This is a genomic window from Bradyrhizobium sp. 61 (assembly GCF_023073075.1).
Taxonomy (GTDB): Bacteria; Pseudomonadota; Alphaproteobacteria; order Rhizobiales; family Xanthobacteraceae; genus Bradyrhizobium; species Bradyrhizobium barranii.
Genome location: NZ_JADPIU010000088.1, coordinates 269,695 through 290,711, shown reverse-complemented (window position 1 = coordinate 290,711; position 21,017 = coordinate 269,695). Strand labels below are relative to the sequence as shown.

Annotated in this window: 16 protein-coding genes; 6 read left to right on the top strand and 10 right to left on the bottom strand. The window is 61.1% G+C overall.

What is annotated here, in order from left to right; translation table 11 throughout:
• Nucleotides 1-66 precede the first annotated feature (66 nt).
• Nucleotides 67-945, bottom strand: a complete 879-nt coding sequence (locus IVB46_RS37845; protein ID WP_247344861.1) for a hypothetical protein — start codon at nt 943-945, stop codon at nt 67-69.
• Between the two features lie 222 nt (nt 946-1,167).
• Between IVB46_RS37845 and IVB46_RS37840 the strand changes: the two genes are divergently transcribed.
• Nucleotides 1,168-1,776 (top strand): hypothetical protein, encoded by a 609-nt coding sequence (locus IVB46_RS37840; RefSeq protein WP_247344858.1) that lies wholly within the window; start codon nt 1,168-1,170, stop codon nt 1,774-1,776.
• 88 nt (nt 1,777-1,864) lie between these two features.
• Here the strand turns inward: IVB46_RS37840 and IVB46_RS37835 are convergent, their stop codons facing one another.
• From IVB46_RS37835 to IVB46_RS37795, 9 genes are all read right to left on the bottom strand, one after another.
• The gene (locus IVB46_RS37835; protein ID WP_247303740.1) at nt 1,865-3,451 is read right to left on the bottom strand and encodes a class I SAM-dependent methyltransferase; all 1,587 of its coding nucleotides are present in this window, start codon (nt 3,449-3,451) and stop codon (nt 1,865-1,867) included.
• 5 nt (nt 3,452-3,456) lie between these two features.
• Nucleotides 3,457-6,096, bottom strand: a complete 2,640-nt coding sequence (gene tssH / locus IVB46_RS37830) for a type VI secretion system ATPase TssH (RefSeq protein WP_247303738.1) — start codon at nt 6,094-6,096, stop codon at nt 3,457-3,459.
• Between the two features lie 97 nt (nt 6,097-6,193).
• Nucleotides 6,194-7,258, bottom strand: a complete 1,065-nt coding sequence (gene tssG / locus IVB46_RS37825) for a type VI secretion system baseplate subunit TssG (protein WP_247303735.1) — start codon at nt 7,256-7,258, stop codon at nt 6,194-6,196.
• Entirely contained in the window at nt 7,222-9,189 is a 1,968-nt protein-coding gene (tssF, locus tag IVB46_RS37820; RefSeq protein ID WP_247303733.1) for a type VI secretion system baseplate subunit TssF, read from the bottom strand. Before tssF ends, tssG begins: the two co-directional genes overlap by 37 nt.
• A gap of 1 nt (nt 9,190) precedes the next feature.
• Nucleotides 9,191-9,739, bottom strand: a complete 549-nt coding sequence (tssE, locus tag IVB46_RS37815) for a type VI secretion system baseplate subunit TssE (protein ID WP_175627381.1) — start codon at nt 9,737-9,739, stop codon at nt 9,191-9,193.
• Nucleotides 9,740-9,919: 180 nt separating this feature from the next.
• A complete protein-coding gene (locus IVB46_RS37810; protein WP_014493489.1) occupies nt 9,920-10,405 on the bottom strand; it encodes a type VI secretion system tube protein Hcp in 486 nt (161 codons plus the stop codon).
• A gap of 48 nt (nt 10,406-10,453) precedes the next feature.
• On the bottom strand, nt 10,454-11,956 hold the full coding sequence (gene tssC, locus IVB46_RS37805; RefSeq protein ID WP_071911365.1) for a type VI secretion system contractile sheath large subunit: 1,503 nt from the start codon (nt 11,954-11,956) through the stop codon (nt 10,454-10,456).
• Between the two features lie 16 nt (nt 11,957-11,972).
• Nucleotides 11,973-12,500 carry a type VI secretion system contractile sheath small subunit gene (gene tssB / locus IVB46_RS37800; protein ID WP_028150766.1) on the bottom strand — a complete coding sequence of 176 codons (528 nt, stop codon included), beginning with the start codon at nt 12,498-12,500 and terminating at the stop codon, nt 11,973-11,975.
• Between the two features lie 127 nt (nt 12,501-12,627).
• Nucleotides 12,628-13,941: a type VI secretion system ImpA family N-terminal domain-containing protein gene (locus IVB46_RS37795; protein ID WP_247304755.1), complete on the bottom strand. Its 1,314-nt coding sequence runs from the start codon at nt 13,939-13,941 to the stop codon at nt 12,628-12,630.
• Between the two features lie 352 nt (nt 13,942-14,293).
• Between IVB46_RS37795 and tssI the strand changes: the two genes are divergently transcribed.
• Genes tssI through tssL form a run of 5 tightly spaced genes read left to right on the top strand, consistent with a single transcriptional unit; the run spans nt 14,294 to nt 21,011 of the window.
• Entirely contained in the window at nt 14,294-16,162 is a 1,869-nt protein-coding gene (gene tssI, locus IVB46_RS37790; RefSeq protein ID WP_247303731.1) for a type VI secretion system tip protein TssI/VgrG, read from the top strand.
• A 5-nt stretch (nt 16,163-16,167) separates the two neighbouring features.
• Nucleotides 16,168-16,731: a hypothetical protein gene (locus tag IVB46_RS37785; protein ID WP_038935432.1), complete on the top strand. Its 564-nt coding sequence runs from the start codon at nt 16,168-16,170 to the stop codon at nt 16,729-16,731.
• Between the two features lie 12 nt (nt 16,732-16,743).
• Nucleotides 16,744-18,102 (top strand): type VI secretion system-associated FHA domain protein TagH, encoded by a 1,359-nt coding sequence (gene tagH, locus IVB46_RS37780; RefSeq protein ID WP_247303728.1) that lies wholly within the window; start codon nt 16,744-16,746, stop codon nt 18,100-18,102.
• Nucleotides 18,103-18,150: 48 nt separating this feature from the next.
• Nucleotides 18,151-19,488: a type VI secretion system baseplate subunit TssK gene (gene tssK / locus IVB46_RS37775; protein ID WP_247303726.1), complete on the top strand. Its 1,338-nt coding sequence runs from the start codon at nt 18,151-18,153 to the stop codon at nt 19,486-19,488.
• On the top strand, nt 19,485-21,011 hold the full coding sequence (tssL, locus tag IVB46_RS37770; protein WP_256468690.1) for a type VI secretion system protein TssL, long form: 1,527 nt from the start codon (nt 19,485-19,487) through the stop codon (nt 21,009-21,011). The genes tssK and tssL overlap by 4 nt, the downstream gene beginning before the upstream one ends.
• The last annotated feature ends 6 nt before the right edge of the window (nt 21,012-21,017 follow it).

Here is a 21,017-nt window from a genome sequence, read left to right as displayed (position 1 = left end):
ATCGAAGAGCCTCATTCGTAGATTGGAGGCGTCGACACGAAGCAATGTCGAACGAGCGATATCGCTTTAGCGCCGGCCTTTTGGCTTCGAGCCGAGCAGATCATGTGTGCCGCTGATGCTCACGGTTCCGGAGCACTCGAAACCGCCGAAAATCCCGCAGGAGCCGGTGACCGTAACGCGCAAGTCTTTGCGCTGGTACATGTCGACCGAAATGCCCACGCGCGAAAAGTCGTTCGCGCTGTTCGGCAGGATCAGATCGATGTGCTCTGCGGCCCATTGCGGTATATGCTTGTTGCTCTTCCAGAACAGCTCATTGCCGGCGTGATGCACGAAGTTCGGCCCGACCGTAAGGGCGCCGTCTACGCCTTCGAATACGAAGCCTGTTTCGTCGATGTGCACGTTCACCCGATCAGGTGCTACGGCGAAATGCAACGAGGTGATGTCCTGGGGCTGCGGGTCCTTGCCGAATTGCGAGCTGTAGGCGTCGCTCCATTGTCCGCGGTCGCGCCCGAGCCCGAAGCCGTGGCGGCCCGGGAGATCCCGCGTTGAGAGCGGCCTGTCCGACAGCTTTGGGCGCCAGATCTCCCGAAACCCCTTGCCGATCGTTGCCGCCATCGACAGATCGAGGGCCCAATGCGACGCTTTCTCCGGGCTTTGCCCTTCGGCGAAGGCGTCGAATCCGTCCGTCGTCTTGGCAATGCGCAGCTTCTTGATCAGCTCGTCCCAGTCCTTGGGCAGGAAGGTGACGCCGTCGAGCGTGGTCGTCGCGGCAGCGACACCATACTTCTCGAGCTGGTGCCGGATGTAGGGCTTCTCGTCATAAAGGCGCACATCCGGGTTGGGGCCGGCAAAATAATTCTTCAAATCGATCTGCGGCCGCAGCATGGTCAGTCGTGCCGCGATCTTCCGGTAAGTGTCGGTCGTCGTCGGATCGGTCGTCGTCATGGGGCGCACTCCGAGGCAATCCTCGCCCCAAATTGGTCTCGCCCGGACGGGTTCGGGTTCAATGCCGGCTCGTTCGACCAAGCTGCCGCCCGGCCCAGGTTATTCGAATTCCTATCGCGCCGGTGCAATGACTGTTTGAACCTGCTGATCGGAAACGGCGACCACCAACCGTGGGGTAGTGCGAACAACGAGGACGATCAAATGTCACTGCGGAGCAGGGTATTGGACGTACTCCATGGCCCGGCGGTCGCACGCATGCGCTTCCGGTTTCCGATCCGCGGCAGCCATGTGACGATTGCGCCGCAAACGTTCCATCACGTCGCCCGCGCGATCCGGTTGGGGCAGGTCACCGTCAGATCTCCGACGGATCTCGCGGCAGGCGTTGCTGCACAGTACAACGATGTCGCGAGAACCAGGGCGGACGGCACGGCGGTTGCGGCGAACACGCTGGAGGTCGTGTCGGCGGCGGGGCGGCTGGACGAGGCCTATATCGTCCACGAGAGCCTGCATGCGGCATACGATCTGTTGCGTACAGGCCTTGATGCCAATGCCGAAGAGGCGTCTGCCTACGTCTGCACGGCGCTCTATTGCCGCATGACGGGCCTGCCCCGCCCTCGCTGGGCCAACGGGCCGATCTACGCCAATGCCGCAGAGGTCGCCCGAACGCTGCTGTCCCAGTATCAGAAGGGCGATCCCGGGATTCCCTGGGTCGGCGAGCATGAATGGAAGATGCTGCGTGCAGGTGTTGGCCTTGATCCGGTCTATGCCAGCGGACCCGGCGGTATTCTCACGGGATGGCTCCTCGGCCAGCAATATACCCACGACGGCTAGAGTGCCTGGGGCCGCATCCGTTTCAGGAATTGGCAGGAGCCTCCAACTCCTGCCTTTCATGCCAAAGGAGCCGCCACACTTGAGCGCGTCACGCGACCAGCAGGCCCAGCTTGCCGACCATCGCAAGCGAGCGTTGAACGCTTTCTCGTGTCGACAGCAATAACGGCTCGGCAGGCTGCCCGGCATTATCCTTCTGGTCTATCCGGATGGTCGGGCCGAATTTTTCCGTCATTTCGGCCGTGATCTGGTCGATGGTCCGCGCTCCGTCGAGCAATTGCAGGAAATCCCTGGTCCGGTCGTCCTCCAACTGCACCGTTTGGTGGAGGAGGTTGGTGACGAGCGGACCTGTTTGCGCTTGCCTTCGCGCGAGCAGGCTCGCCTGCGGATGCTCGGTAGCTTCCTTCAACAAAAAGGGACGCGACAGCAGGAACGAAACCTCGCCGCTGCAAGCCAGGATGAACATCGCCTCCGTCAACACCTTTTGGTCATCATCCGCCCGCCGGTCGCCCAGCAGCGCGCGGGCCCCATCGAGCAGCTCGTCGAATGATAATGCTCGCGGCCAGGCCCGGCCCAGACATAGATGCGCGGCCTTCAAGAGCGGATTGGTTACCGTGACCCTGCTGCCGTCCTGGTTCTCGAATTCCATCGCGGAATCGTCGGTCACGCAGGCGTCGGGGTCGACCGGGTTGGTCGTGCTCAGCAAATGGAACCGGGTGACGAAATCGAGGTCGACCTGGCGGGATAGCGAAATGCTGTCGTGGCAGAGCAAGGTGCGCCGAAAGCCGTTGCCGTCGATGAAGTCCTGATATTGATCGCGCGCCATGAACTCGCTTTCGGGGAAGCGCTGCAGCGTCGCGCGAACTTCCTCGGAATAGCCGGCAAGATAGCGTCGTGAGAAATCAGCATCGCCCAGATATTGCAGGCCATGGCGGCTTGCGTCCTCGGCGACCTCATGCAGCAGGAACGCCTCGGCGCCATCATCGAGATCGTCGTGAAACAGAAGCTCGTCGGGGGACTTGAGGACGCGGTTGTACTGGTCGCGCATAACTGCGCCGTGCACCGAGTTGGCCTTCGAGCCGTCGCTCAGGAATTTCAGGATCGCGCGGGCCTGTCCGACCTTCTCCTTCATGCCGGTGAGACGGCGGGTGTGATACCGCATCATGTCGCGGACCATGTCGCGAAGATGCGAGAACGGGTGCGCATTGTAGCTGACGTAGCAGACTCCGCGGGGAGCCAGGTTCTGCTTGAAGATCATCATCATCTTCTCGCGCACCGCCGGCGGCACCCAGGAATACACGCCATGCGCTAAGATGTAGTCGAACTCCCCGAAGCCTGCGTCGACATTCATGATGTCGCAATGGAGGAGCTTGATGTTGCTCAGGCCCAATGTGGCGATATTTCGCTGGCCGCGCTCGATCGTCACGCCGCTCAGGTCGACACCGACGAATTCGCTGCTTGGATATTGAAAGGCCATCGGCAACAGGTTGCCGCCAACGCCGCAGCCAAGCTCCAGCACCCGGCAATGCTCCACCGGCGCTGACTGCATGCCGTAAACGGCGGCAATGGTAGCAAGATGGTTCGGATGAGTGAGCCCGTAGACGTGGCCGGGGTAGTAGACCTCGTCGTACGGCGTGGGACCGGTGTTCGGGGGGCGATGCTCGGTTTGAATGTTCATCGTCCTCAATTCCACGAATATGCGAACTTGTCGTTCTCGATCGAGACCCGCGCTTGCTTGATTTCTTCCTTGGCAAGCGACTTGCTGAGGAACTCGCGCGACAGCTCCGGGAGCAGGGTGTTGGTGATGATGTTGTCAATCATTCGCCCGCCGGAATCCGGGTCGTTGCAACGTGACACAATGTGCTCCACGACCGCGTCATCGTAGTCGAAGGACGCGTTATGATTGTCGCGGAGGCGTCGTCCGATCCGGTCGAGCTGCAACCGAACGATCCCGGCGAGCATCTCGTCGGATAGCGGGAAGTACGGTATCGAGACGATGCGTCCGAGCAGCGCTGCAGGAAACACCTTCAGCAATTCCGGCCTCAGCATCTTGGCGAGCTCTTCCGGCTCGCTGCGATACTTTGGATCGCGCGAAAGGCCCATGATCAGATCGGTGCCGACGTTGGTGGTAAGGATGATCAAGGTGTTCTTGAAGTCGATCCGCCGCCCGTTGCCGTCCTCCATGGTTCCCTTGTCGAACACCTGGAAGAAGATCTCGTGGACGTCGGGATGAGCTTTCTCTACCTCGTCGAGCAGGATGACGCTGTAGGGCTTGCGCCGGACAGCCTCGGTGAGGCGTCCACCTTCGCCATAGCCGACATAGCCGGGAGGTGCACCCTTCAAGGTCGAGACGGTGTGCGCTTCCTGGAACTCCGACATGTTGATCGTGATCATGTTCTGCTCGCCGCCGTAAAGGGTCTCGGCAAGCGCCAGGGCGGTTTCGGTCTTGCCCACGCCGGACGGACCAGCCAGCATGAACACGCCGATCGGTTTCGACGGGTTGTCAAGCTTAGCGCGGCTGGTCTCAATTCGCTTGGCGATCATCGTCAGCCCATGAGACTGGCCGACGACGCGGCGGTTGAGGATCTCCGGTAGCTTCAGCACGGTTTCGATCTCGTCGCGCATCATCCGGCCGACCGGGATGCCGGTCCAGTCAGAGACAACGGACGCCACCGATTGCTGGTCTACATGGGCATAGACCATCCGCTTCTCCGGATGGATGCTCTCAAGTGTGTCGAACTTGCCGCGCAACTCCGCGCGCCTGACGGCCGGATCTTCGCCTTCTTTGGGCTGGGACAGAATCTCTCGGATGCTCCGGATGTCCTTGACGAGTTCCTGCTCTTTGGCCCAATCGGATTCGAGGTTTGTCAGCTTGTCCTTCAGTGCCGCGATGTCGTTGTCGATCGCCGTGATGCGGTCGCTGTCCTTAAGCCCAAGATCGCTGTCGCTGACGAGTGCCGATTTCTCAGCTTCACGAGCGGTAATCGCAACGCGTGCATCCTCGATCAGGGCTGGCGTCGCGCTCTGGCTGATGGCCACGCGCGCCGAGGCGGTATCAAGCAGGCTGACCGCCTTGTCCGGCAACTGCCGTGAAGGAATGTAGCGGTGGGACAGGTTGACCGCCGCGACGATCGCAGCATCGGAGATGCGAACGCCGTGGTGCTTTTCCATCGGACCGAGAAGTCCGCGCAGCATGATGCAGCAGGTCTCCACTTCCGGTTCATCGATCTGGATCGGCTGGAAGCGTCGTGTGAGCGCGGGGTCTTTCTCGATATACTGGCGATATTCTGCCCATGTGGTGGCGGCGATCGTGCGCAGCGTGCCACGGGCGAGAGGAGGTTTCAGGAGATTGGCCGCATCACCGGTGCCGGCCGCGCCGCCAGCGCCGATCAATGTGTGGGCTTCATCGATGAACAGGATGATGGGGGTGGGGGAGCTCTGGACCTCGTCGATCACCGAGCGCAAGCGCTGTTCAAACTCACCCTTCATGGAAGCACCGGCCTGCATCAGGCCGATGTCGAGCGCACAAAGCCTTACACCGCGGAGCGGTGGCGGCACGTCGCCGGCGGCGATTCGCTGGGCGAATCCCTCGACAACTGCGGTCTTGCCGACGCCAGCCTCGCCGGTAAGAATTGGATTGTTCTGCCGCCGTCGCATCAGCACGTCGATCAGTTGGCGGATTTCTTCGTCCCGGCCAAGGATCGGATCCATCTCACCCGATTTGGCCTTGGCGGTGAGATCCTGAGAGAACCGATCGAGCGGCGTCGTCCCCTTGGGACCCGCTTGGGCCGCGCCTTCCGTGCCTGCGCCGACCAGGCCCGAACCGTCCATCGGCCGCATGGTCTCCTCGTCGGAGCCGGCCCAGACGTTGCGGCGTTCCGCGGCGAGTGCGTCGACGTTGACCTTGGCGAATTCCTGCGAGAGGTTGTTCAGTGTGCGACGAATATCGTTCGATTTCAGGCCCGCCACGAGCAGATGACCGGTGCGGATCTGGGTTTCGCCAAAGAACAGCGTGGCATAATGCCAGCCCCGATCGAGCAGATCGATGACCGGATTGGCGACGCCCGGCATGTCGGTTTCGTTCTTACGAAAGCCATTGATCACGCCAGCAAGGTCCGACAACAAGCGTGCCCGGTCGAGCTTGTAATGATCGACCGAGAGGCTGAGATCGTTGCGTTCCTGCTGCAGGATATGAAACAGCCAGTGCGCTAGCTCGACGTTACGATTGCCGGCGCTCTTTGCGTGGCGCAGGGCCTGTATGAAGGCATCATAGCCGGCCCGGTTCAGCTTGCCCGTTACAGCCTCAATGCTGATGTCGGTCACGGCGGATCCTCCTGCTTAATCCATCCGCGGATGCCTGGCATCAAGCGGAAATTTCATCGAATCCCATAGCTTTAGGCAATCGGCGCTACGGATAGGTTCAAATCGCCGGGGCATCGGCTGCGGCGGCCCGACGGGCGCTCAAGCGCTCGCCGAGCTGAAAGCGGGCATCGCGGCGATATTCTTCCGTGGAAGTCCAATTCGGCGAAACCCAGGTGGTCCATCCAAGTCGTCCGCTCTGTCCGAGCCTGACCGGGACGACCTCTCCCGCCGGAATGGCGAGCTCCACCTCCCATTCCAATTCGTCGCCGATATAGAAGAACACGGCGTCCGCCAGAGGCTCCGACAAGTTGCGCGCTTCGGTCGGCAAGAACTGTTCGTACTGGGTGAAATTCTTGACGAAGACCCGCACCCTGATCTTGTCCTCGACGCTGAACACGCGTGAGCCCAGAAGAGCGTCCCGGCCGAGGCTGGCATGGGTTCCGCCGAGCCGGCTGCAATGACTTGGGTCGAATGACAGCCAGGTGCCGACAAATTCGTCGATCTCGACCTTGACGTCGAACAGCCCCTGCAGGAACCGCGTCAACCGTGACGCACACTTCGCTTTGGGGGAGATCAGTCCGGCAAAGCTGAGCTTCGCCATGTCCGGTACGGTGTCTCGATCGGCGAAAACATCGGAGCCGAGGCCGGTGAAGGAGCCGACATAGGCGATGAAGCGATCATCCGCCGGACGGTCGTGCTGAGCGATCGGCCGCGCATCCGCCCAGGCGCGAAAGAAGAGTTGCAGAAAGCGTCCGTTGAGCAGATCGAGAAAGCGCGGGAAGGCGTCATCCCGCATCAGCCACCAACTGAGGCTTTCGTCGGTGGTGGCAAGCGGCAGCGCGCCCTGCGGCCCCAGGAGACCGAGAAATTTGACGAATATCCTGAGCCGGCCACCCACGTCGTCGACGGCCGCAAGGTTGGAGGCGGGGAACTCCAGATAAGGCACTTGGCCGAGGTCGATATACTCCTCGCGGCGTGCAGCACTGTCACCGATCCGCGGTCGATCCGAGTTGGCGCGCTCGAGCTGGCGCAGCGTATTGAAGAAATCGAACCGCCAGGGCTCCGCCTTCATCTGGTCGATCAGCGTCATAGAGGTCTCCGCGTGCCCATGCGCGGCGGCCAACGCATGATCTCGCCGCGCTCCGGCGTCGAGACGACCGTCTGTGTGAAGGTATTGAAGCCCGAATAGTCTGCGAAGAAGCGCTCCAGCACGGCTCCGAGCAAGAACACGCCGCTGCCCTCGAAGGCCTTCTCGTCGAGCGTGATAGTAATCTCCAGGCCGCGCGCTGCGCCGCTGCCGGTGCGCTCGCGCACCCGCCGTACGACGGGCCGGCTTTCTATGCTGCGCACACCGCGGATCTTGCGTTCGGTGGCGTCGTCGAACTGGTCGGCGAACAAGGACAGCATTTCGCGCAGGGCTCCGGCGTTCTTGCCGCCACCGCGCTCGACGAGGCCAAGATAGTTCAGGCTCAGCATGTTGATCAGCCGCCAGCTGACGATTCCGCTGTTCGCGATCTCGCTGCGGCTGCGCATCTGGGCCACGATCGGTTCGCGTGGTCGGGTGGGACCAGCGACGCACATCAGATCAAGGGAAGTATCGTCCAGCAGGCGGAAGTCGGCGCCGCCCTGGCCGACCGGCAAGTGTTCCGTGAGATGCCGGTTGGAGCACAGCGCCCGGACGCTGAGTTCGGCGACCGCACCTTCGCCGCTAAGTTCACCGGGCTCCAGCAGAGACAGGAACATGTCCGTCCCGGTGTAGTCCGAGGATGCGCCATACGTCTTTTCTCCCACCGTGCGGCGCCGGGGCAACCGTCGAACGGTGAAATAAAGCCCCTCGACCGATCCGCTGGTCCGGTCGACGGCGGCCGAATACAGCGGGCGCACCGGCCGCTTGTCCTTGTCAGCCGGAAAGTGCGCGTAGACTTCGAGCACCTGGTGCGGTTCGTATTCCAGATAGCGGCTGCGATCGGGCACCACATGGTACTCGTGCGTATTCGATTTGACGGGGATGCGATCGCTCGTCTTCTCGAACAGGTTGATTGCCGGCGCGCTATAGAGTCTGAAGGTATCGGGCCGCACCGCGGCGGCAAGCCGTGAATTGTGTTCATCGAAAGCGAAGACGATATCGATCGATTTGCTGCGCAGCCGTGGCATCACGCTGCGAAGTCCCGTCAGGTTGAAGCCGAGGAACTTGCGTGGAAACATGAAATATTCCCGCAGCAGCTCCGAGCCGCGAAAGACCCGGTTGTCGCTGGGAAACAGCGACTCGTCTTCGTCGAAACCAATCTGCTGCACGCAGTCATGGGGCGCACGAGTCACAACCGGATCGCCGAAATCATCGAGATGCCGGAAGTAGACGCCCCTGCAGTTCGAGATCAATTGCTCGTAAAGCGCAATGGCGTCGGATTCCGCGCCTGAAAGGTAGATCGGAAGTTCGCTCGTGCGGCAGCCTGCAAACCAGGTTTCCGGCTTGGCCCTGGCCTCTGCGTCCGGCAGCTCCTCATCGAGCCGGGCCGCGGTACGGTGGGTCAACGACAGCCTGAGCCCGGCGATGACGTCGCCGCCGACGGGAATCCCGAGCGCCTGCAGCGCGCCTGCCGTCGAGAAGTATTCGGCGCCAGTGACGTCAAATGGCCAAAGAGCGATATCGCGGCAAAGTCGAAATCGGCAGGAAAGACTTCGTTCTCTCTCGCGATAGGTGGCGTCGAAATAGGCGCCGCGCGCGATCTTCTTGCCATCGCGTAGCGCCGGGTCGGCATAGGGGGGGCGTGCCGTGACCAGCATGGCCGACGGAGTCGGGGCTAGGTAATTCGGAACCAGTTGCTCGAGCAGGTTTGCAGTGAATTCCGGGAACTCGTGCTTGAGCTTGAGCTGAACGCGAGCGGCGAGAAATGCGGCACCTTCCAGCAATCCTGTGATCATGGGATCTGAGCGATCCCGGATCAGCCCACCGAGGCGTTCTGCGATGCCGGGATACTCTTCGGCGAAATCCCCGGCCTGCTCGTAGAGCAGTGACAGTTCACGATTGTAAAAATCCAGGAATTCGCGGTTCATGCTAAAGTCGGTTGATCTGGATATCGCCGCTGTCGAGGTCGACGTCGGCGACGAACTCCACGGGGACGTTGAGCGGCTCGGCCTTCAGGTCGGCGTGAACGATGAAGCGCAGCTTGAGTTGCTCGGGGCCGACCGAGCCGTCGCGTCGGACCCGGATGGTGTTGCGATCGAGCCTCGGTTCATAAGTCGTGAGCGTCTCGCGCAACGCGTCGGTGAGCTCGTCGTCGGCGACCTCGTCGATCGAACGGTGGGCAATATCAGGGAAGCCAAAGTTCAGGATTGAGGTTCGGACGCAATCGCGGCCGTCCAGATCCAGGGTCGATTCCAGGGCAATGGTATTGAGGAGCGTTTCGAGGTCATGGGAGACCTCGCGCCGGAGCAACGTTTCCGAGATTGGAAATCGGCCCGCGCTCCGCCGCCCTGCAATGACCCGCTCGCCAGACTCATCGCGTAGATTGAGCTTCTTGCGTGCGTCGCGCGCTTCATGGGCTGAGCGAAATGCCAGCATCAGTGGGGGAGAGAGCCGATCCTTCTTTGGTGCAATGGTCATTCACGGTCCCCATGACGCCCAACTCGCATGCAATCCCGGGGGGCGCACGTTGGTGTCCGACTTGGCGTCGCCCAGCAGGCTTTCGGGCCCGCAACCGGGCCGGACGAGAGGTGCGATCAAAATCGCACCGCTTGGCGCCGGTTCGCCATTCGCAACCGGCGCCAGGCGAGGGGCCGACAATCAGGCCCATTCCTTGTTGGCAGGAACATCCCAGCCAAACGTCGGCGAAGCTCCGGCGCCACCCTTCTCCGTCTGGGTCTTGTAGATCATCTTGACCTTCGCGAAGTTCAGACTCACGTTTTCGGTAAGGCGATCTTCGCCGTGCGATCCGCCTGTCGATACGCTCGTGACGAGAACCTGCTTCATCTCGATCTTGAGATATTCCAGCGGGTTTTCGCCGGCCTTGCGGACCGTCAGGATCGCGCTGTCGATATGCTTGCCGTTTGCGCAGACCTTGAAAAGTTCCGGCGTGGCTTTGTCAACGAAGTGCGTGAAGTGAAGATCCTGCACGCTGACCTTGCCGGCGCCGCCGCCCGATCCGCTGTGGAAGGTACCGGTCTGGCTCTCGCCGAACGACCAGCTCAAAATATCGATTTCGTCTTTGTGCTTGTCGTCCAGCGACTCGCCCTTGATCGGATCGAGTTTCAGGAAGATGTCGACAGCCATAGCATGGTCCTCTCAAATTTCTGTGTGTACGGTTGCGATGCTGCAGCGTCAGGAGCTGGGACCTGGCAGGCGTGAAACCAGACTGAGGCCGACATCCATCGCTTCCAATTGAAAGTGCGGACGAAGAAAGAAGCGCGCGTTGTAATATCCCGGGTTCTCCTCGTTTGCTATGACCTCTACCTTCGCAGCGGCCAGCGGCTTGCGCGCTTTCTGAGCTTCTGACGATAGGGCTGGGTTGGCATCAACGTACTCGTTGATCCAGGTTTGCAGCCAGACCGTCAGCTCATCCTTCTCCTTCATGGATCCGATCTTGTCGCGAACCATGCACTTCAGATAGTGCGCAAAGCGAGACACTGCGAACATGTAGGGCAGACGTGACGACAGGTTGTCGGACGCGGTTGCATCCACGCCCTTCTCGCCGAAATACTTTTTCGGCTTGTAAAGCGACTGGGCGCCGATGAAGGCGGCCTTGTCGGTGTTCTTGCGATGGATCAGCGGGATGAGGCCCGCCTTTGCAAGTTCGTGCTCGCGGCGATCGCTGATGGCGATCTCGGTCGGGCATTTCAGATCGACGCCACCGTCGTCGGTCGGGAATGTGTGCGTCGGCAGATTGATGACCTCTCCGCCGGATTGCACACCGCGGATGCGCGTGCACCAGCCGAACTCCTTGAAGGCGCGGTTGATGTTGACCGCCATCGCATAGGCCGCGTTGATCCAGCCGTATTTGTCGCCGGTGTGCCCGTCTGTCTCCTCCTCGAAGGCGAACTCTTCCACAGGCTCCGATTTCGCGCCGTAGGGGAGGCGACCCAGCGCGCGCGGCATGCACAGGCCGAGATAACGCGAGTCGTCCTGGTCGCGCAGTCCCTTCCATGCGGCATATTCCGGCGTGTCGAACACCTTGCCGATATCGCGAGGGTTGGACAATTCGGTCCACGAGTCCATTCCCATCAGCGTCGGCTCGGCGCCGCTGAAGAAGGGGGCGTGTGCGGCGCCGGCGATCTTGCTGAGATCGCGCAGCAACTGCACGTCGGTGGGGAGGTGGCTGAAATAGTAGTCGCCGATAAGGCAGCCGAACGGCTCGCCGCCCAACTGGCCGAACTCGTATTCGTAGATCTGCTTGAACAATGGGCTCTGGTCCCAGCGCGCATCGGGGTAAAGCCGCAGATTACGATACAGCTCGGTCTTCGAGACGTTCATGACCCGGATCTTGAGGTTGGCGTCGGTCTCCGAGTTGAAGACGAGGTAGTGGAGGCCCCGCCAGGTACTTTCGATCGCCTGGAATTCGGGTGCGTGAATGATCTCGTTCATCTGTGCGGTCAGCTTCTGGTCGATCCGCGCGATCATCTCCTCGATCGTGTCGAGCACGTCCGACTTGATGACGCTCGAGTCTTTCAATGCCTCTTGAACGAGCGTGGATACCGCGTTGTCGACCTCGGTCGCTGCGCGTTCGGTGCGCGGTTTGAAGCTTTGCTTCAGCAGAGTGGCAAACTCGTCAGCTTCGACGGTCTTGACCTGGGTGGTGCTCTCTTTGTGAACAGCTTCTTTTGCCATGGTCCCCGTTCCTTCCTTAGCTCTCGGTGCCAGGTTCGGTCGACTGGCTGATCGCGCGTTCCCGAAGCGCTGCCATCAGTTGAGGATCGGCCAGAAGTTTTTTCAGCTGATCCTCGGCGGCTACCTTGCCATCCATGTAGCGCAGCAGGTTGGCAAGTTGTTCGCGCGCCTCGAGCAGCTTGGCTGTAGCCGGCACCTGGCGGGCGACGGCCACGGGCGTGAAGTCGGCCATCTTGTTGAAGCGCAGATTGACCGAAAGTTTTTCGTCTGATCCGTCGCTGAGACGATTGGCGACGCGCGCCGTCACGCCGGGCTGGATTGCCGCCATGCGACTGTCGAAATTGTCCATGTCGAACTCGAGGAATTTGCGCTCCTCGACCTTCGCCTTCTCGACGCCGGGGTTATTGCCGGAAAGGTCGGAGAGGACGCCCATGACGAACGGCAGTTCGATCAGCCGTTCGGCGTCGTAAGGATCTTCGTATGTGATGTGCACGCGTGGTGCGCGATTTCGACGAATGAATTTTTGACCGCTATCTGTAGCCATGGTTCCCTCACTACGAAATCGCTTTAGACGTCGAATTTGCGCGACGCAGATCGGCTAGGGGACTTCAAGTTGCTGCGGTCGGCAAACATCCTTGTGTCCATTTAGTGCCCTCGAGCGAAAGCTGGGTTCAATGCGATCTGTCGATTGTTTTAAGCGCTCCCTCAGGAAGAACATCATTCAAAAGGCTGAGAAAGTCTCGTTGCGCGAGGTCGCGCGCGCGATCTGCCAAAAAGGGGATGGGGCTGGACGGCTCTGCGGTTCGGAAAAACGACGCCACCTTCGCCAGCAGGCCCAAGGCTTGCGCTCTGCTTTCCACTGAAAATACAATGTCTTGCGTGTTGTTCTCGGCCGTCGATGAGAGTGACGTGGCGAGTTCCGCCATCCGTTCGATCGGCAGGTCGAAGACCTTGTCGCGTCCGATGTTGATCGCAGCGCTCTCCACGTGCGCAGGCACCAGCATCCGCATAACTTCAATAAATGACTTGCCGACCATCTCCTGCGCTTGACGCACCAGCAACAGTGCCGGGTTGGATGGTTCCATTCGGGCAAAATAGTCTGCCACTGCTGCAAGCGCTGCAGATGCCTGTGCGGATGAAGTCACCACCCCGGTCGTGTCTGACGGCGCCTGTGTATCGACAGGACCGACATCTTCCGCGGTTGCGGCGATCGCGGCCGGATCGCGCAACGCGACCAGACCCGCAAGCCAGGCAGCCATGCCGTTAACCAAGCCAGAGAGCCTGTCGAGGCTGATCGGTTGCCCCGCGTTCAACTTCTCGTGCCAGGTTTGCTTGATACCCGCGATTTCAGCAGCAACTGCGGAGCACCGCCCGCTGGCTGCCTTGAGCGTGTCGAGATCTGTCTCGCTGACGATGCGCTCGATGGCCGCAAGATCAGGCCCGTCGGCGTCGGCGTCGCCGGCGGGAATTTCGCCGTGAGCGATCTGATAAGCACGGTAGTTGAGGTTGCCGTGTCTGCGGTTCTCGATCAGGGGAAGGAACTGGAGCGGGTTGATCACGGTCGGGAACACGTCGATTGCCTCGACCGTGACGGCGCGAAGCGCGTAGTCGCCGTCCTCGCCCTTCGGATGCACCGCTTCCCACTGCTCGCGCAGCAGCAGGTTGGTCGCCTTCAGGCAGCAGAGAAAGCCGTCGAGATCGCGGTTGAGGATTGAAAACTTGGCTAGCAGCAGGTTCAGACGTAGATCGCGGGTACGCGCCAGAAGGGGCTGCGCGGCGGCAAACTGGCCGGCAAAATCGACTGCCTTTGGATCGAAGCGTCCACGCTCTCCGTTGGCATTGACGACCTCGAAGAACGACATCGGTAGCAGCGATTCCGCACCTGCGAAGAAGTTCAGATATTGGACGTCTCCGATGGCGTCGAGATCCGGCCCGCAGGGATCGTCAGCGGCAATGGGCTGCGTCAGGGAGGCGACGTCAAGCATATGCGGACCGTCCATCTGCTCGATCACGGCCCCGCTGCCGAGCCCGTGGCGACTAGGGGATCGCGCGGGGGTGCATGATCCGGAATCTATACCTATGGGTCAGATGCCTGCCGACCTTGGTTCATTCCCGAAGATCATGCCATTTTCGCGTGAACCGGCAAGCTCTTGGAGCCGACTACTTGATGGCCCGGGGTAGTTCTTTGGCGGCCGTTGTGGAACGTCAGGAAGCCCAGCCCTGGGGCGGGCTTGCCGGCACAGCCGGCGGCACGCAGGATTTCCGCCGTTCTTGCATAACGTCTGATCAGCTTTTTTGCAGCGGGTCATTCGATCGAAGGAGGGAGTTTAAGCCCACATGGGCCAGCTTACTCAGGATACCCGCCTCTGCGAACTCAAGACGCCTCTTGGCAAGGACGTTTTGGTTTTTGCCGGATTCGAAGGCTCGGAAGGTCTCAGCGAACTGTTCGAGTATCGCATCGAGTGTCTCAGTGAGGATGCCGACCTCGACTTCGACCGCGCTATCGGTCAGCAGTGCACGCTGACCATAAAGCTGCATGAAAAGGAGCGCGAGTTCAGCGGCATTCTGACGGAGGCCCAGTGGCTCGGGGTGAAGAACGACTATTTCAGCTACCGGATCGTGCTGAGGCCCTGGTTATGGCTGTTGTCGCGGACCACCGATTGCCGGATCTTTCAGGACAAGAAGGCGCCCGACATCATCAAAGAGGTCTTCAACGAACGCGGCTTCACCGACTATGAATCCAAACTGACCGAAGAGGGTTCTTGTCCGAAGCTCGAATATTGCGTTCAGTACCGCGAGACCGACATGAACTTCGTGTGCCGGCTGATGGAGCAGCACGGGATCTACTACTTCTTCAAGCATGAGGGCGGCAAACACACGCTGGTGTTGGCGGACTCCAAATCGTCGCACAGTCCGATCAAAGGTCTTGCTACGATTCCCTACATCCCGCTGGCGGGTGCCGACCGGCGAAGCGAGCAGCACATCTATGAATGGGTATCGGAGCGACGGTTTCGTACCGGCAAGATCGAACTCAACGACTACAACTATCAGAAGCCCAACGCTCAGATGATCAGCGACGCCAAGGGCTCCGAGCATTACACTCGGTCGGAGATGGAGTTTTACGACTATCCCGGGAAGTTCAAGGAGAAATCCGACGGCGAGCGCTACGCGAAGATCCAGCTCCAGGCAGAGCAAGCGATGGATCGGCGTCGCCGCGGCAATGGCGACGCCGTCAACCTGTTCCCCGGTGGGCTGACGAAGCTCGAAAGGCACTCCAAGGACTCGCAGAACGTCGAATACCTCGTGGTGCGAGCTGTGCACTCGTTCTCGATCGAATCCTATCGCACCGGCGGTCCGAGCGACGCAGGGCAACACGTCTATTTCGGCAGCTACGAGTTCTTGCCGAGTGATCGGCCGTTTCGAGCGCTGATGATGACGCCGAAGCCAAGAATCAACGGCATCCAGACGGCCAAGGTGGTGACCAAGGACGATAATTCGAGCGAGGAAATCGACGTCGAGTCCCTGGGCGAAATCTATGTCCGCTTTTTCTGGGATCGGAAGAAGAAGCGGTCGTGCCGGTTGCGCGTGGCTCAGGTTTGGTCTGGTAAGCGCTGGGGCGGTCAGATCATCCCGCGCGTCGGACAGGAAGTCGTTATCGAATTCCTGGAGGGGGATCCGGACCGGCCCCTGGTGATCGGCACCGTGTACAACGACGAATACAAGCTGCCCTACGATCTGCCGTCGAAGAAGACGATCGGGGGATTGAAGTCGGACTCCACCAAAGGTGGCGGCGGCTTCAACGAGTGGAGCTTCGAGGACAAGAAGGGATCCGAGAAGATCACGGTGCATGCCGAGAAGGACCACGACGTAACGGTCCGCGACACCGAGACACGTACCATCGGCGAAGCTGCATTTGGCGGCGACACGCGCAACACCACGCTCAAGAACGGCAATGATAAGCTCGATATCCAGTTGGGTGGTCAGCACATCACTTTGGCCATGGACCAGTCTGTCAATGCAGGCCTCAGCATCACGCTCATGGCCAATGCGAACATCACCCTACAGGTGGGTCCTAGTCAGATCATCCTGACCCCGGCGGGCATCGTCATCAACGCGCCGACGATCGCCATGACGGCGCAGGCCGGCATGGCGCTTGCTGCCGGTGGTCCGCTGGTCGCCCACGGTACTCCAACCCTTGTTGGTTGACGGTCATGGGACAAGTTCGGTTCGGTACGGTTCAGGATCTGTTTCAGGCCTATCCCTTGGCGCGTTATGATGTCGGCAAAGCCGACGCTGACAAGCCTTCGCTGGACTTCCTTCAGGAGGCCGCCGATGCGCGGAATTGGCACCCGGCCGTGTCTTACTGTGCCTATCTGCTTCCCAGGCGCGTAGCAGTTGCCTGGGGATGTCGCTCTCTGCGACTGATGTTCGACCATTTCGACGCCAGCGATACCAGGTCGCTCAATATTGTGGAGACCTGGGTCCGGCAACCGGACGAGCAGTCCCGGAACAAGGCGCTGGCTGTCGGCAATGCCAATGATCCTGAGCAGCCGGCGACATGGCTGGCGCTGGCGGCCGGCTGGTCCGGCGGAAGCGTGGTTCCCCCGGAATTTGCGCCCGTGGAAGCTAAGCCAGATCAGGCCGCGCGGGCGGTGCGTGCAGCACTGCTGATCGGCCTCTGCCGGCTCCCCCGTGACTCCCGGGACCGGATAATGACGTCATGCCTAGAGGATGGTATTCAATTGGCACGCGGCGAACCGCGCCCTCCGCGCTAACGAGACGATGTGATGGTGCTTCGCTTTAATATCGAGAACGAGCCGAACCTTCCGGATGGCGGGCCTGTGTCGTTTACGGTCACCGGCAGGCGTTCAGTCGATATTGGCCGGGACCGTCACCTCGACTGGACGCTGCCGGATCCGGCGCGGACGATTTCCGGAAAGCATTGCGAGGTGCACTTTCGCGACGGTGGCTATTGGCTGCACGACGTTTCGACCAACGGCACCTTTCTCAATGGTACCGACCAGCGCATGCGGGGGCCGCACCGCTTGCGCGACGGTGACCGACTCACGATCGGCCACTACATCATCGGAGTTTCGCTGGAGAATGAGGCCGGCGGGCCCAGCCCAAACCATGAGGCGCAACTGCGCGAACCCTCGGTCCAGCAGCATGCCGACTACGGAGAGCTTTGGACAGCCGATCGTGACGTTCCGCCGCCGATCGATCCGCAACTGTTGAAGAAGCCACGCGAGGCTGCGCGACCCGTCAATCCGGGGTTCCTGGATTGGGCGGCGAGCGTCCCGGCACCGGGTGTAGACCCTTTCCGACGGTCACCGCCGGCGTCTCCGTACCAACCGTCCGAGCAGGACGACGACATGAACTGGGCAGCCGGTCCAGCCAACGCGCCGAAACCGCAAGTCGAGCGCCCGCCCATTATGCCGACCCCACGCCGGCCGTCGGTATGGATCGATGATGAACCAGCCGCTGCCCAGCCGCCAGCATCGCCATCGCGCCCGGCGCAAGCGGCAGACGAGGGACCTGTCACGGCCAAGCCAGTCGGCGGTACCGAGTTCGCGCGACTGGTGGCGCGCGCTGCAGGATTGCCGGACAATTTCTTTGCCAGCAAGTCCGATGCCGAACTCGCCGAACAGCTTGGCGTCATCTTGCGTATGACCGTGGATAATCTGATAGCGCTGCTGCAGGCGCGGACCCAAGCCAAGCAGCTGACCCGTAGCACCAGCCAAACCACCGTCCAAGCCCTCGAAAATAATCCGCTGAAGTTCTCGCCGACCTCGGAAGAAGCGATGCGCATTCTCTTTGGGCCGCCGACGCGCAGCTACCTCGACGCACAGCGCGCCTTTGCACAAGGCTTCAGTGATCTCAAGTCACATCAGTTGAAGACCTACATGGCGATGCAGCACGCTGTCCATGAGCTGATTGCGGGCATAGATCCGACGCTGATGGCGCGCGAGCTCGAGCTTCAGCGTGGCGCAAGCTCCTGGCTCGGCACGAACAAGGGCAAACTCTGGGACGAGTTCTTGACGCGCTGGAAGGCGCATCTTGGCCGCGACAACAGCGCGCCGATCGAAACCTTTATGTTGCATTTCTCGAACTATTACGACCGCGGTGACAAGCCCGGTTCAAAGTAAACTATCGGCGACCACGCGGCTGCCGACAATTTCTAAGTGGATGTAGGAATGTCTTGGTACAGCAAAGTTTTCTGGTCGGAAGGTCTGTTTCTGCGGCCGCATCATCTGCAGCAGAACGACCGCTACATCGAACACTTGCTGGAAAAGCGCGTTCGTTACACGACACCATACCCGTGGGGCTTTGCCCAGCTGGAGATCGACAAGGACCTTACCGAACAGAGCAAGTTCGCGGTGCGCAATGCGTCCGGCGTCATGCCGGACGGTACGCCGTTCGATATCCCCGCGGACAGCCAAATTCCCGAAGCGATCGATGTGCCGGAGACGGCCGCAGGCCAGATCGTCTGGCTGATGATGCCGGTCGCGGCGCCAAACACCCGCGAGGTCGACGAGGATCGCACCGACAGCGCCAGTCGTTATGTTCGTAGTTCGGAAACCTTCATTGACTCGACCTCTGCGCTACGCATCGAGGAAGAGATCGACATCGCTTATCCGCGCTTGTCGTTCGAACTGCGCAAGAGCAGCAAGCCCGGATACATGGGCCTCGGCATCGCGCGCATTCTCGAGGTGCGCGACAAGAACATCCTGTTCGACGATAAATTCGTGCCGCCGATGCTGATCTGCGCCGCGCATCCGATCATTGATGGCTGGCTCAACCGCATCATCGGCTGGGTTGAGACTAAACTCGACGAGCTGGCGCGTTACGCGGTCGATCCGTCATCCGGCGGTGGGTTGCAGAGCGTCGACTATCTGGTCCTGCAAGTGCTGAACCGTACCATTCCCGTCCTGACCCATTTCCAGCGCTCCGGCAGCGTGCACCCCGAGCGCCTGTACGAGGAATTGCTGAGATTCGCGGGTGAACTTGCGACATTTTCTACGGCGGAACGGCGGGCGCGCAACTATCCGGCTTACGATCACGACGATCTCGAGAACGTCTTCACACCCTTGGTGAGCGACATCCAGGACTTCTTGAGCGCGCGATTGGGCCGGCGGGCGATCCGCCTGGAGATCATCGAGCGCGCACAGAATGCGTTCGTGTCGCCGATCCGCGATCGAGCGCTATTCCGAAACGCGACCCTGGTGCTGGAGGTTGCCGCACGGCGGCCGCTCGTGGAGATCCAGAACGATTTCCCGCACCTGTTCAAGGTCGGGCCGAACACCAAGATGAACGAGATCGTGCACGCAAACTTGCCGGGCCTGACCTTGGCGCATTTGCCGACGCCGCCGCCGCACATCCGGGCCATCACGGATCACGTCTATTTCTATCTCGACCGCAAGTCGCCGCTGTGGCCCGAGTTCAGCACGGCGGCCTCGATCGGAATGCATTTCTCCGGCGACTGGCCGGAGCTTGAGCTGTATCTTTGGGCCATCCTGGAAGACAGGCCATGAGCGACAGGGACAAGCCGGTCAATCCTTTCGGTCGGGGCGAACGGACGATCATCCGTCCCAACCCCGGCGGGAAGTTGCCGCCGGCGCCGACCTCTCAGCCGCCGCCGGGCGAGGGGCCTGCGGCACGTCCAGGCTATTCGCCATCACCGGTACCCTCTCCCGGCGCGCCGGCGCCACCGCCATCATTTTCTCCAGTCCCGCAGGGCTCGAACTACGCCTCCGCGCCGGCCAGCCATCCCGCTGAGGAATGGATATCGACACCCGCGCAAGCCCAGGCGCAGCAGCCCATGCTACCGCCAGGACCGCCGTTGCGCGTCGACGATCTCGTCGCGCCAAATGCTAATCCAGTGATGCGCGCTGCGGGCCCGTTGCTGCAGCTGCTTGGTCGGTTGCGGGTGGCGCTCATGCGCGCGTCATTCGCGAGTTTGATGGAGCAGGTTGCAGACGCGATCAAGTTCTTCGAGAAGGACATCCGTTCCGCGGGCATATCCGAGCACCAGGCCAACACAGCGAAATACATCCTGTGTGCGACTGCCGACGATATCGTGCAGCACATCCCGACCGAGGAGCGCCACGTCTGGACGCAATATTCGATGCTGAGCCGGTTCTTCGGCGAGCGTGTCGGCGGCGTCCGTTTCTTCGAGATCCTCGACCATTTGAAGGTTGATCCACTGGTCAACTATCCGGTCCTCGAACTTCAGCACGCCTGCCTTGCGCTTGGTTTTCAGGGCATTCACCGGACGTCAGCGGGCGGACTTGCGAACCTGCAGCTGATCCAGCGTAACCTCTATGAATTGCTGCGCCGGGTCCGGCCGAAGACGATGAGCGACCTGTCGCCCAACTGGCGCGGGCAGGCGCTGGCGGGGCGCCGGCAGCGTCTGCGCGTTCCGGTCTGGCTCGTCGCGGCTGTCGTCGCCGCGCTGCTGACCGGGTCCTATTTCGTCCTGCGGACGCTCCTCGCTGGCCGGGCAGAGAATGCTGCCGAGGTGGCGCTCGCGCTCCATCCAGCCGGCCCGATCGAGCTCAAGCGCCAGATCGTTGCACCACCGCCGCCGCCGCCACCTCCGCCGCCACCGGATCGCATCACCCAGTTGCAACGCATCCGCAACGCGCTCGCGAAGGAGAACACCGCCTGTGCCATGACGGCGGACCAGACCCCGAGCTTCATCGTGATCAGGGTCTGCGACCTGGCGTTGTTCGCGTCGGGCCAGGCGACCATCCTCGACGGCTTCAAGCCGATCGCACTCCGCGTCGCGGCAACCCTCGACAAGGAGCCGGGACGGATCCGGGTCGTTGGCCATACCGACAGTTCGCCGATCCGCACAGTCCGCTTCCCGACAAATTTCGAGTTGTCGGTCGAGCGCGCCAAGGCGGTTGCCGCGACATTGAAGCCTGGCTTGACCGATGGTTCGCGCGTCGACGTCGAGGGCAAAGGAGCAGATGCGCCAATCGCCAGCAACACGACACCCGAGGGACGCGCCAAGAACCGGCGCGTCGAGATCTTTATCGAACGCAGCGAATAGGCAGAT